Source organism: Bordetella genomosp. 13 (assembly GCF_007679965.1).
GTDB lineage: Bacteria > Pseudomonadota > Gammaproteobacteria > Burkholderiales > Burkholderiaceae_B > Bordetella.
In genome coordinates this window covers 942,746-956,071 of record NZ_VEHL01000001.1, presented here as the reverse complement: position 1 = coordinate 956,071, position 13,326 = coordinate 942,746, and the positions used below count along the sequence as shown (strand labels likewise).

Annotated in this window: 8 protein-coding genes; 4 read left to right on the top strand and 4 right to left on the bottom strand. The window is 69.3% G+C overall.

Annotation, left to right across the window (positions count from 1 at the left end):
- Positions 1–195: 195 nt before the first annotated feature.
- Both FS845_RS04420 and FS845_RS04415 read left to right on the top strand, forming a co-directional pair.
- On the top strand, positions 196–4,344 hold the full coding sequence (locus FS845_RS04420) for a CheR family methyltransferase (protein ID WP_260986145.1): 4,149 nt from the start codon (positions 196–198) through the stop codon (positions 4,342–4,344).
- A gap of 52 nt (positions 4,345–4,396) precedes the next feature.
- On the top strand, positions 4,397–6,856 hold the full coding sequence (locus tag FS845_RS04415; RefSeq protein WP_144630888.1) for a glycogen/starch/alpha-glucan phosphorylase: 2,460 nt from the start codon (positions 4,397–4,399) through the stop codon (positions 6,854–6,856).
- Positions 6,857–6,910: 54 nt separating this feature from the next.
- Here the strand turns inward: FS845_RS04415 and FS845_RS04410 are convergent, their stop codons facing one another.
- Positions 6,911–7,312, bottom strand: coding sequence for a hypothetical protein (locus FS845_RS04410; RefSeq protein ID WP_144630887.1), 402 nt, complete (start codon positions 7,310–7,312; stop codon positions 6,911–6,913).
- Positions 7,313–7,370: 58 nt separating this feature from the next.
- Positions 7,371–9,161 carry a bifunctional diguanylate cyclase/phosphodiesterase gene (locus tag FS845_RS04405; protein WP_260986173.1) on the bottom strand — a complete coding sequence of 597 codons (1,791 nt, stop codon included), beginning with the start codon at positions 9,159–9,161 and terminating at the stop codon, positions 7,371–7,373.
- Positions 9,162–9,450: 289 nt separating this feature from the next.
- On the opposite strand from FS845_RS04405, the gene FS845_RS04400 reads away from it, so the two are divergent.
- The gene (locus FS845_RS04400) at positions 9,451–10,356 is read left to right on the top strand and encodes a DNA-3-methyladenine glycosylase 2 (RefSeq protein ID WP_144630885.1); all 906 of its coding nucleotides are present in this window, start codon (positions 9,451–9,453) and stop codon (positions 10,354–10,356) included.
- Between the two features lie 93 nt (positions 10,357–10,449).
- Here FS845_RS04400 and FS845_RS04395 read toward each other — a convergent pair whose 3' ends face one another.
- Both FS845_RS04395 and FS845_RS04390 read right to left on the bottom strand, forming a co-directional pair.
- Positions 10,450–10,848, bottom strand: coding sequence for an acyl-CoA thioesterase (locus FS845_RS04395; RefSeq protein ID WP_144631290.1), 399 nt, complete (start codon positions 10,846–10,848; stop codon positions 10,450–10,452).
- 121 nt (positions 10,849–10,969) lie between these two features.
- Positions 10,970–11,914, bottom strand: coding sequence for a LysR family transcriptional regulator (locus tag FS845_RS04390; RefSeq protein ID WP_144630884.1), 945 nt, complete (start codon positions 11,912–11,914; stop codon positions 10,970–10,972).
- A gap of 111 nt (positions 11,915–12,025) precedes the next feature.
- Between FS845_RS04390 and FS845_RS04385 the strand changes: the two genes are divergently transcribed.
- Positions 12,026–13,261, top strand: coding sequence for an MFS transporter (locus tag FS845_RS04385; protein WP_260986143.1), 1,236 nt, complete (start codon positions 12,026–12,028; stop codon positions 13,259–13,261).
- Positions 13,262–13,326 lie beyond the last annotated feature (65 nt).

Here is a 13,326-nt window from a genome sequence, read left to right as displayed (position 1 = left end):
TTCGCGCGCGCAGGGATGCACACACGCGCGCATGTGAAGTCTGGGTTCGTGGCTGATGACGCGCCAAAAAATATAGCATTGACGTCCCGTCGGGCCATGCATGGGGCGCGAAAACCGCTTACAAGCCGGTACGCCCCGCACCGCAGGCTATCATGGCGGACTGGTAGGCTTCCCGAGATTGATTGACACCCCAGCATGACCACCGACATGCCCGACTCCGGTCCTCCGCCCGACAACCAGAAGCACCTCATGACCAGCGACCTGCCATTCCCGGTGGTCGGCATCGGGGCGTCCGCGGGCGGGATCGAGGCCCTGAAGGTGTTCTTCGAAAATATGCCGGCCCAGCCCGACATGGCCTTCGTGGTGGTCCTGCACCTGTCGCCCCGGCACGAAAGCGTGGCGCACCGCATCCTGCAGGGCGTCACCGACCTGCCCATCGTGCAGGTCACGCAGACCATGCCGGTGCAGAAGAACCACGTCTACGTCATCCCGCCGGCCGCCGCGCTGCAGATGAACGACGGCTACCTGCGGCTGAAGGCGCACGAGCGCCCCCTGGGCCAACCCATCGCCATCGACGTGTTCTTCCGCGCGCTGGCCGACGTGCACAAGAGCCGCGGCATCGGCATCATCCTGACCGGCGGGGGCTCGGACGGCTCGGTGGGCCTGGCCCGCATCAAGGAGCAGGGCGGCATCACCATCGCCCAGCAACCCGACGACGCCCAGCACGACTCCATGCCGCGCAATGCCATCGCGACCGGCATGGTGGACATCATCCTGCCCGTGGCGGAGATGCCCGCGCGCCTGATGGGCATCGCCAGGAACATGGCCCGCATCCACATGCCCGCCCCCGTGGGCGACCCGCTGGACCCGGACAACGCCGAGCAGGCGCACGAGGAAAGCCCCGCCGAGCGCACCGCGCTGCGCGACATCCTGACGCTGCTGCGCACCCGCACCGGCCACGATTTCCGGCACTACAAGAAGGCCACCGTGCTGCGCCGCATCGAGCGGCGCATGCAGGTCACCGGCGTTCCCGACATGCAGAGCTACGCGGTCATGCTGCACCAGACGGCCGACGAGACGCCCAAGCTGCTGGGCGACATGCTGATCGGCGTCACGCAGTTCTTCCGCGACAAGGAAGCCTACGAGGCGCTGGAACAGCAGGTGATCGGCCCGCTGGTCAACGGCCGCGACGGCCATCCGCCGCCGTCGGTGCGGGTCTGGACGGCCGGCTGCGCCACCGGCGAAGAGGCCTATTCCATGGCCATGCTGCTGTCCAGCTACGCCGACAAGCTGCCGTCCGCGCCGCGCCTGCAGGTGTTCGCCACCGACATCGACGAGCCCTCGCTGGCCACCGGCCGCGCCGGCCTGTACCCGGCCGCCATCGACACCGACGTGTCCGCGGCCATGCTGCACAGCTATTTCACCAAGGACGAGGCGGGCTACCGCATCAAGAAAGAGATCCGCGAGCGCGTGCTGTTCGCGCCGCACAACGTGCTGCGCGATCCGCCCTTCTCCAAGCTCGACCTGGTCACCTGCCGCAACCTGCTGATCTATCTGGACCGCGAAGTGCAGGTCGACGTGTTGCGCATGTTCCATTTCGCGCTGAAGCCGGGCGGCTTCCTGTTCCTGGGCAGTTCCGAGTCGGCCGACGCCTGCGAGAACCTGTTCACGGTCGTGGACAAGCGCAACCGCCTGTACCAGGCCAAGGGCACGGCCTACGTGCACCGCACCATCCCGTCCCTGCCTACCACCAATTTCGACAAGGTCATCCGCGCCGTGCCCACCGAAAGTTCGCCCAGCCGGCGCGGCAAGACCTCGTTCGCCGAGATCCACCAGCGCGCGCTGGAGCAATACGCGCCGCCCAGCGTCATCGTCGACCACGAAGCCAACATCGTGCACATGTCCGACCGCGCGGGCCGCTTCCTGCGCCATGCGGGCGGCGAGCCCTCGCGCAACCTGCCCGCACTGGTGCAACCCGAGCTGCGCATGGAACTGCGCACCGCCATGTTCCAGGCGCTGCACTCGCGCAAGAGCGTCGAGGCGCGCCGCGTCGAGATGAGCATGGGCGAGCGGCGCGTGTACGTCAACATGGTGGTGCGCCCGTTCCGCCATGAGGAAAGCGGCAGCGATTTCATGCTGGTGATCTTCGACGAGGTCGAGGCCATCATGAGCGAGGACGACGGCGCGCAGGCGGGCAAGGCCGCCACCAGCATGCTGGCGCAGCTGGAGGCCGAGCTGCAGCAGGCCAAGGACCGCCTGCAGCTGACGATGGAGCAATCCGAGACGTCCACCGAGGAGCTGAAGGCCTCCAACGAAGAGCTGCAGGCGATCAACGAAGAGCTGCGCTCGGCCACCGAGGAACTGGAGACGGGCAAGGAAGAGCTGCAGTCCGTCAACGAGGAACTGGTCACGGTCAACTCCGAGCTGAAGTCGAAGGTCGAGGAAACCGCCAAGATCAACGACGACCTGCAGAACCTGATCGCCTCGACCGACATCGCCACGGTGTTCGTCGACCGCGGCATGCGCATCAAGTGGTTCACCCCGCGCGCCACGGACATCTTCAGCGTGATCGCCAGCGACGCGGGCCGCTCGCTGCTGGACATCACGCATCGCCTGAACTATCCCGACCTGGCGCGCGACGCCGCCAGCGTGTTCGAATCGCTGCGCACCGTCGAGCGCGAGGTCAGCAGCGGCGACGACCGCTGGTACCTGGCGCGCCTGCTGCCCTACCGCAGCGCCGAGCACCGCATCGAGGGCGCGGTGCTCACCTTCATCGACATCACCGACCGCTGCAAGGCCGAGGAACGCCTGCGCCTGGGCGAGGCCCACATGCGGCTGATGGCGCAGAGCACCAAGGACTTCGCCATCATCACCATCGGCAACGACGGCCACATCGCCACATGGAACGTGGGCGCGCAGATCATCTTCGGCTATCCCGAGAACGAGGCCGTGGGCCAGCCGCTGGACATCATCTTCACCCGCGAGGACGTCGAGAACGGCGAGCCGCGCAAGGAAATGGAACGCGCCCGCACGCGCGGCTACGCCTCGGATGAGCGCTGGCTGCGCCGCAAGGACGGCTCGCGCATCTTCTGCACGGGCAGCATCAACCCGATGCGCGACGAATTCTTCGACGGCTACGCCAAGATCGCGCGCGACGTCACCGAGCAGCGCCGCAAGGAAAGCGAGCAGGAGAACCGCCTGGAATCCTCGCGCGCAGACAGCAGCCTGAAGGACGAGTTCTTCGCGGTCATGTCGCACGAGCTCAAGCATCCGCTGAACCTGATCCAGCTCAACGCCGACCTGCTGGCGCGCACGCCCGCGGTGCGCGGCTCGCCCAGCATGTCGCGCGCGGCCGAGACCATCCAGCATTCGGTGCGCAGCCAGGCGCGCATCATCGAAGACCTGCTGGACATGGCGCGCGTGCAGACGGGCAAGCTCAAGCTCAACCGCGGCGTGGTCAGCCTGACCGACACGGTGGAAAGCATCCTCAGCGTGCTGCGCCACACCGCGGCTTCGGCCGAGGTGAACCTGCGCAGCGACTACGACGCCGCCGACGCGCTGCACATCGACGCCGACTCGACCCGCGTCGAGCAGATCATCTGGAACCTGCTGAACAACGGCATCAAGTTCACGCCCAACGGCGGCACGGTCAGCGTGACGCTGGCACGCGATGGCAAGATGGCGCGGCTGGACGTGGCCGACACCGGCGAAGGCATCGAACCGGCCTTCCTGGCCAAGGTGTTCGACATGTTCAGCCAGGCCGACATGCGCCATCGCGGCATCAACCGCGACGGCCTGGGCATCGGCCTGGGCGTGGTCAGCCAGCTGGTGCAGGCGCACGGCGGGCGCATCGAGGCGTACTCCGAAGGCAAGGGCCGCGGCGCGTGCTTCTCGGTATGGCTGCCCCTGGCGCTGCCCGCGCAGGAAGACGCGGTCCACGTGCCCGAGCCGCCCGCGGACGGCCAGCTGACGGGCCTGCACATCCTCATCGTGGACGACTCCGAGGACATTCTGGACACCTTCCAGGCCCTGCTGGAAATGGAAGGCGCCCAGGTCGCCGTCGCCAACAGCGGCGAGCGCGCCCTGCAGTCCCTGGATGCCTCCACGCATTACGACCTGATCATCTCGGACATCGGCATGCCCAACATGGACGGCTACCAGTTCATGACCGAGGTGCGCAACCGCTTTCCCGACTTGAAGATCCCGGCCATCGCGCTGACCGGCTACGGCTCGAAAGACCACGTGGACAAGGCCGCGCAAGCCGGATTCACCACCCACCTGAACAAGCCCATCCCCCTGGACGCGCTGGTCGAGGCCGTGTCGCGCACATTGGGACGTTCTTGAGGCACGGGGCGGCGCCCTGCCGCCCCGGCGCCCGCAGCCACTGGAGGAGACCATGCCCGACTTGCCCAGGAACGCATCGTCCGATCAGACCGTACAGGAAGCCGCGGTCATACAGCAGGAACTGGCGAGCGAACTGAAATACCGCCTGGCCAAGACCCCCGAACGCGCCACCGAGGACGACTGGCTGGTGGCCATCTGCATGGTGGTCAGGCGCCGCATGGTGACCTCGCTGCTGGCCACGCAGCACCGCAGGCAGGCCAACCCGACCAAGAAGGTGTACTACCTGTCGATGGAGTTCCTGGTCGGCCGCTCGCTGGTCAGCAACCTGCTGGCCATGGGCATGCTGGAGCCCGCGCGCATGGCCATGCGCAACCTGGGCCTGGACCTGGAGCGCATCGCCGACCGCGAGCACGACGCGGCGCTGGGCAACGGCGGACTGGGCCGGCTGGCGGCCTGTTTCGTCGAATCGCTGGCCACGATGGACCTGCCTGGCATGGGCTGCGGCATCAAGTACGACTACGGCCTGTTCCGCCAGGAGTTCGACGGCCCGGCGCAGGTCGAGCGTGCCGACTACTGGGGCAGCGACAACAGCCCGTGGCTCATCGAGCGCGCCGACGAGAGCTGCATCGTCAACCTGTACGGCCACGTCGAGGAAGCCCACGCCCACGACGGCGCCTACCGTCCCGCGTGGATACCAGGGGCCACGCTGCTGGGCATCCCGCACGACATGCCCATCATCGGCTACGGCGGGCGCGCCGCCAATCTGCTTCGGCTGTATTCCGCGCGCGCCTCCGAAGTGCTGGACATGGGCGTGTTCAACGCCGGCGACTACGTGCGCGCCGTGCAGCACCAGATCAGCACCGAGACCATCTCGAAGGTGCTGTATCCGTCGGACGAGCCTTCCCAGGGGCGCGAGCTGCGCCTGATCCAGGAGTACTTCCTGACGGCGTGCGCGCTGAACGACATCCTGCGCGAGTTCTCCGACAGCGGGCTGCCCATCGAGCAGTTGCCCAGGCGCGCCGCGATCCAGCTCAACGACACGCACCCCACGCTGGTGATCGCCGAGCTGATGCGCATCCTGGTCGACCACTACAAGCTGCCGTGGGATGTGGCGTGGTCCGTCACGCAGTCCACCTGCAGCTACACCAACCACACGCTGCTGCCCGAGGCGCTGGAGCGCTGGCCAGTGGACCTGATGACACGCGTGCTGCCGCGCCACATGCAGATCATCTACGAGATCAACGCCCGCATGCTGCGCATGGCGCGCAAGCATTGGGGACACGACGATCCGCGCGTGTCGGACGTGTCGCTGATCGAGGAAGGCGGCACGCGCCACGTGCGCATGGCGCACCTGGCCATCGTGGGCAGCCACTCCATCAACGGCGTGGCGCAGCTGCACACCGAGCTGATCAAGCAGTCGCTGGTGCCGCATTTCTACGAGCTGATGCCCGAACGCTTCAACAACAAGACCAACGGCATCACGCCGCGCCGCTGGCTGGCGCAGGCCAATGCGCCGCTGGCCGCGCTGCTGGACGACACGCTGGGCCCGGACTGGGTGGTCGACCTGGAACGCCTGCGCGAGCTGACGCGGTACGAGGACGACCCGGCCTTCATCGACCAGCTTGCGCGCATCAAACGGGCCAACAAGGAACGGCTGGCGCGCTATGTGCACGGCAGCATGGGCGTGCTGCTGGACCCGGCCTCGCTGTACGACGTCCAGATCAAGCGCATCCATGAATACAAGCGCCAGCTGCTGCACGTCCTGCACATCATCCACCTGTACCTGCGCCTCGTCGACCATGGCCACGACCTGGCGCCGCGCACCCACGTGTTCGCGGGCAAGGCCGCGCCCGGCTATGCCGCCGCCAAGCGCATCATCCATCTGATCCGCAGCGTGGCGCGCACCATCAACGGCGACCCGCGCTGCCGTGGCAAGCTCAACGTGGTGTTCCTGCCCGACTACAAGGTGACGCTGGCCGAGCGCATCATCCCGGCCGCCGACGTGTCCGAGCAGATCTCGACGGCGGGCACCGAGGCCTCGGGCACGGGCAACATGAAGCTGGCGCTGAACGGCGCGCTGACGGTCGGCACGCTGGACGGCGCCAACATCGAGATCCGCGACTGCGTGGGCCCCGAGAACTTCTACGCCTTCGGCCTGCTGGCCGAGGAAGTGGGCGCCATGCGGCGCGACGGCAGCTACCGGCCGTCTGAGTACGCGGCCAGCAGCCCCGCGCTGGCCGAGGTGCTGGGCACGCTGATCGATGGCCGCTACGACTCGGACCGCGCGCAATACCAGCCCCTGTACGACGAGCTGATGCAGCGCGACCATTATTTCCACCTGGCCGACTTCGACGCCTACGCCGACGCGCATCGCACCATCGCGCAAGACTTCGCGGACGAACAGGACTGGCACCGCAAGGCGCTGCACTGCATGGCGCGCCTGGGGCATTTCTCCAGCGACCGCACGGTGCGCGAGTACGCGCGCGAGATCTGGCGGCTGGAAGGGGCGTGACGGCGCGGGTTCCGGCGTGCGCCGAGCGCGCCGGTCCTGGCGCGCGGAACGCCGTCACGCGTCGCGCAGCAGGCCGCTTTCGTTCAGGATCGCGAACGCGATGTCCGGATTGCGCTCGAAGCAGCGCCGGATGGCCGCGGGGATGGACTGGCGCGTCTTGCTGCACAGCCCGGGGCGCTCTTCCAGGCGGATGTTGAAGCCGCGCATGGTGCGCACTTCGTTGTCGCTGGGGGTGATGGTCAGCGTCACGCCCAGCAGCGACTGGATGCGCGCCTCCATGCGGCGCAGCTCCTCCAGCGTGGCCACGCTCTCCAGCCGCTCGACCAGCTTCTTCTCTTCGGCCTTGGTCAGCATCAGGATGCGCTTGTCGCCCGCGGGATCGTCGCGCAGGGCATCGTGGCCGCAGTCGCAGGCTCCGGGCGGACAGGGTTGGCGCAGCGGGGGGAAGTCAGTCATGGGCAGCGGTGGCGACACGCGGGTCGCGGGCGTTACGCGGGCAGGACGCAAACGCTATTTATACAGCGTCCCGGCTGCGCGGCGCGCCTCGGCGCTCGACGCGCTCGCCCAGCAGCGCGTAGAGCGCCTCCGCTTCCATGGGGCGCGCGATGAAGAAGCCCTGCACCTCGTCGCAGCCCCACAGCACCGACAGGTCGCGCAGATGCCCGGTCTCGACGCCTTCGGCCACCACGCGATGGCCCAACTGCTTGGCCAGGCCGACGATGGCCTGCACGATCAGCGCGGCGCGTGCGTTGGACGTGACCGAGCGCACCAGCGAATTGTCCAGCTTCAGCACGTCGTAGGGCAGCTTGGCCAGCTGCGACAGATTGCTGTAGCCGGCGCCGAAGTCGTCCACGGCGATCTCGATGCCGCAACGCTCCAGGCCTTCCAGCATGTCCATGGTGGCGGCGTCCGCCCGCACCAGCGAGCCCTCGGTCAGCTCCAGCTCGATGCAGCCGCCGCCGATGCCGTTGGCCTCCATGGCGCCGCGCAGCACCTGGCTGAAATCGGGCCGCTTCAGGTCGGACGCGGCGATGTTGATCGACATCTTCAGCTTGGGCAACGTCCTGCGCCATTCGGCCAGCTGCCGCATGGCGTGCGCAAGCACCCAGTCGGTCAGCAGCGGCATCAGCGTGGTGCCTTCCAGCAGCGGTATGAACTCGGCGGGCGAGAGCTCCCCCAGCAGCGGATGGCGCCAGCGCACCAGCGCCTCGACCGAGGTCCATATGCCGTCGCTGAGCCGCTCGCGCGGCTGGTAGACCAGGCGCAACTGGTCCGGCGCCTTCACCGCGCCGCGGATCGAGTTGATGATGAGCACGTGGCGGCGCTGGCGCTGCACCAGCTGCAGGTCGAACACGCCGACCGCCACGCCCCGCTCGCGCGCGGATTCGGACACCGCGAACAGCGCGCTGATCAGCTGCGGCAGCTGGTTTCGCTGCACCGGCAGCACGCCTGCGTGGGCCGACAGGCTCAGCGGCAGGTCGTCGTCCACCGTGATCGGACTGTCGAAGCGCGCGACGCAGCCGGCCGCCAGCCGGCGCACGTCTTCCTGCTGGCCTTCGCACAGGAAGCCGAAGCGCGCCAGGCCCAGGCGATAGGCGCGGCATTCGGGCGGCAGCGACGCCATGACGCGCGCGGCCATCCGCTCGATGGCGCGCTCGACCTGCACCAGGCCGACCGCCACCACCAGGCGCGTGATGTTGTCCAGCGGCATGACGTCGATCATCGCGGCCCACAGCCCCACGCCGGGCTCGCGCGGCAGTTCCATGGCCGACCAGGCGTCGCGCACGAACTGCCCGCGGTTGCCCAGGCCGGTAAGGCGGTCGCGGTAATGGAAATCGCGCAGCGTCTGCATGCGGTCGACGATGTGCGCGGCCACGCGTCCCAGCAGTAGCTGCCCCTTGGGCGTGAGCGGCGGACGGCGCGCGTCGTCAAACAGCATCAGGGTGCCCAACGGCTGCCCGTCGTGGTCGATCAGCGGGCACTGCGTGAACACGGCCAGCGGCGCATCGTCCTGCGCCGGCCAGGGCTCGGCCAGCGCGTATTGCGGGGCCGCGGCGACCAGCCTGCCGGCCGCGTCCAGGGCATAGCCGGGCGTGGAATAGTGGCAGCCCGCCGCGGCCGGGGGGGTGCGGGCGGGCAAGGCCCGGGTGGCCCCATGCGAGAAGGCATCGGGCAGGTCCGCCTCGATGCGGATGACGGCGCAGGGAGCCTTGAACAGCGAAGCGGCAAGCAGGGCGGCCGACTCGTAATAGTCGCCCCCTGCGAATCCGATCGGATGCGGGGCATCCGACTCATCGATTGTCATCACGCTGTCACCCACTCGCAAGGCGCAACCAGTAGCGGGCATCCGGAAGCCGCCGTCGGGCCGATGATACGGCGGCCGGGCAGGCGCCAAGCACGCAAGCAGCGGACAACAGAGCCCTCATATTCGGGTAATGGCCCGCCCGCGCGATTCGCGTGACACGTCATGAACAGATCAGTAGGCGGCCAGGGCGCCTGCGGGCTGGCCGGCAAGGCGTGGCCGGCGCGCAGCGACCTGCAAGATGCGGCAGGCACGGGAGGACTCGCAGGCCCGGCAGGCCTAACATCGACGCATGGATCCCCTGCCCGCCTCCAACTTCGCCGCCCCGCCGACCCTATCCCTGCCCTACCGCCTGCCCTATGCCTGGGGCGGCGTGCTGGGCTTCCTGGCGCATCGCCGGATCGACGGCACCGAGCATGTGGATGACTGCAACCATGCGCGCGCCCTGGAATGGATGCATGACGGCGCCCTGGTATCCGGCTGGATCACGGTGTCCCACGTTCCCGAACGTGCGATGTTATCGATAACACCCTCTCCAAGTCTGGCGGCGGCCGCGCCCGCGCTGGCGGCGCGGGCCGCCCGCGTATTCGGCACGGCCTGCGATCCCGCTCCCATCGATGCGCACCTGGGCGACCTGGCGGCGAGCCTGCCCGGCATGCGCGTGCCGGGCGCCTTCGACGGGTTCGAGATCGCCGTGCGCGCCATCGCGGGCCAGCAGATCTCGGTGCGGAACGCGCGCGCGATCCTGGCCCGGATGGCGCGGCGCCACGGCGCGCCGGTGTCCGATGCGCCGCATGGCCTGACCCATGCCTTTCCCGGAGCGTGGCGCATGGCGCGGCTGTCGCTGGAGGAGGTGATCGCCTGCGGCCTGATCCGCATCCGCGCCGAGGCGATCCTGGCCATCGCCCGCGAGATCGACGCGGGCCGTCTCGACCTGGACCCCGACGCGCCCCTGGACGCGACGCTGGCCTCGCTGCGCGCCATACGCGGCGTGGGCGATTGGACCGTGCAATACATCGCGATGCGGGCGCTGGGCTGCCCCGACGCTATGCCGACCGGCGACGCGGTGCTGAAGAAACGCCTGGCGGCGGCCGACGCCAAGGCGCTGGCGGCCCATGCGGCCCGCTGGTCGCCGTGGCGCGCCTATGCCACGGTGCACGTGTGGCGGCAGGACGAAACCGGAAAGAACCGGGACTGATGCCCGGTCGCGCGCGGTGCGGGTCGCCCGATACAGGCCCGCGGTTTCCTGGTCATCCCGACGCCCGTCCGCGTGGCGGCCGTGCGAGCGCGGCTATCCTCCCGCGGCGGCGAGGCGCAGCGGCGCCAGCGCCATGCGCGTGGCCTCGGGCACGTCGGCGGGCCGCCGCTGCTCGCGGTCCACGTAGACGTGCACGAAGTGGCCCTGCGCGCTGCACGCCTGGGCGCCGGCGCTGAAGACGGCCAGTTCATAACGCACGCTGGAGCGCCCGACGTGCGCCACGCGCACCCCGACCGAGAGGTCATCCGGAAACGTGATCGGCGCGAAGTAATGGCAGCCCGTCTCCACCACCAGCCCGATCACTGGGCTGCGCAAAGCATCGAGCACGCCCGCCTGCGTCAGGTAGCGGTTCACCGCGGTGTCGAAGTACGAGTAATAGACGACGTTGTTCACGTGCCCGTAGACATCGCAGTCCATCCAGCGCAACGGCATGGGCTCGAAGTGCGTGAAGTCGGCGCGCGTCAGGGGCGCGGGTCGTGCGGGCTTGGGCGCTGTCGGGTCGGCGGACAAGGCGGATTCCTCGAGTCGGGCGTCGTGGCGACGCGAGGTCCCATCATAGGCCGGTCGTGCCGCGCAGCACCGTCGGCACGAACTCCCGCATGATGTCGATGAACCGCCGCAGCCGCGCCGGATAGAATCGCGCGGGCGGATAGACCATGTACACCGGCAGCGGCTCGGCCTCCCATCGCGGCGCCAGGTGGACCAGGTCGCCGCGCGCCAGGTCCTCGCGCATCAGCCACGACGAGCCCATGCCCACGCCCAGCCCCAGCACCGCGGCGGTGCGTACCGCATACAGGCTGTCTGTGTACAGGCGCGGCCGGATGTCGAACGACTCGGTCCGGCCGCTGTCCAGGTGCGTCAGCGTGACCTCGCTGCGATAGAAGGTGCGCAGCGAGATCCAGGGCAGGCCGGCCAGTTCCGCGGGCTGCGTCGGCGCCGCGGGGCCGTCCAGCACGCCCGGCGCGGCCACGATGATGCGCGGCACCTCGCCCAGCGGCAGCGCGACCACGGACGGATCGGTCACCGGACCCACGTGGATGGCGCAGTCGATGCCGCCCGCGATGAAGTCCGGCGTGCGGTCGTACAGCAGCCACTCCACCGTCATGCGCGGGTACTGCTTCAGGTACCGCACCAGCGGCTCGACGAACTGCTGCTGGCCGAAGGCATGCGGCGCCACCACGCGCAGCGTGCCCGAAGGCTCGTCGCCCGCGCTGCGCACGTCGCTCTCGAAAGCCTGCCACTGGGCGAGCAGGTCCTTGGCCCGTTCGTAGCAACGCGCGCCGTCGTCGGTCAGCGTCATCGCGTGGGTGGAGCGTTGCAGCAAGCGCACGCCCAACGCGCGTTCCAGGGTCTGCAGCCGGCGGCTGATGGTGGGCTGGGTACCGCCCAACTGGGCCGCCGCCGCGGACAGGCTGCCCGCCTCGACGATGCGCACGAATGTTTCCATCAGCACGAGCCGGTCGGCGCCGCCCGGAGGCAGTGGGATGAAGTCCGTCATACGTCAAGCGTATAACCCATGTACCCGCCAGCCGTCTACCGTGGGACGCCGCGACGCTTCACAATGCCGTCCATTGCCTGCCATCGGGCTGTTCCAGCACCCTATATTCCCATGACGCATATCCATCCTGCCCCGCGCCCCACCGGCGTTTCCCGGCCGCTGTTGCTGCTGCTGTCCGCCGGCACCGGCCTGGCGGTGGCCTCCATCTACTACAGCCAGCCCATGCTGGGCATCCTGGGCGACGAGCTGCACGCCAGCGGCAACGCGGTGGGCTGGATCCCGACGCTGACCCAGCTTGGCTACGCGCTGGGCATCCTGCTGCTGGCGCCGCTGGGCGACCGCTACGACCGCAAGCGCATCATCCTGGCCAAGGCCGCCATCCTGTTCCTGGCGCTGCTGGCCAGCGCGGCCGCGCCGTCCATCGGCGTGCTGCTGGCCGCCAGCCTGGCCGTCGGCCTGACCGCCACGGTGGCGCAGGACATCGTGCCGGCCGCCGCCACGCTGGCCCATCCCGAGCATCGCGGCAAGGTGGTCGGCACGGTGATGACCGGCCTGTTGCTGGGCATCCTGCTGTCGCGGGTGGTCAGCGGCTTCGTGGCCGAGCAGTTCGGCTGGCGCGGCATGTTCCTGGCCGCGGCGGCCAGCATCGTCGCGCTGATGGCGGCGCTGTGGCGCGGCCTGCCGTCCTTCCCGCCGTCCACGCAGATGCCGTACGGCGCGCTGCTGGGCTCCCTGGCCACCCTGTGGCGCCAGCACGGCCAACTGCGCCGCGCCGCCCTCGCGCAAGGCCTGCTGTCCGTCGGCTTCAGCGCGTTCTGGTCGACGCTGGCCGTGATGCTGCACGGCGCGCCGTTCCACCTGGGCTCGGCCGCCGCCGGTGCCTTCGGCCTCGCTGGCGCCGCCGGCGCGCTGGCCGCCCCGCTGGCCGGCCGCGTGGCCGACCGCCGCGGCCCGAGCCGGGTCAGCCGCATCGGCGCGCTGCTGACGGCCGTGTCGTTCGCGGCGATGGCGCTGTCGCAGTGGCTGTCTCCCCATGCCGCGCTGTGGCTGATCGGCGCCAGCGCCATCGGCTTCGACCTGGGCATCCAGGTGTCGATGATCTCGCACCAGACCATCGTGTACGGCATCGACCCGGCCGCGCGCAGCCGCCTGAACGCGGTGCTGATGACCTGCGTGTTCGTCGGCATGGCGGCCGGCGGCGCGCTGGGCAGCCATGCGCTGGCCGCCTGGGGCTGGATGGGCGTGACGGCCCTGGGGACGCTGGCCGGCCTGGGCGCGCTGGTCCTGCGTTCGCTGCCGGCAGGCAACAACCGACCGATATCGAGGGCGGGCACGGTTCAGACCTGATAAGCTACGCGGGCGCCGCATCTTGTGCACAACGGATGCGCCGGACTTTTGCAGCGACAGTCCGC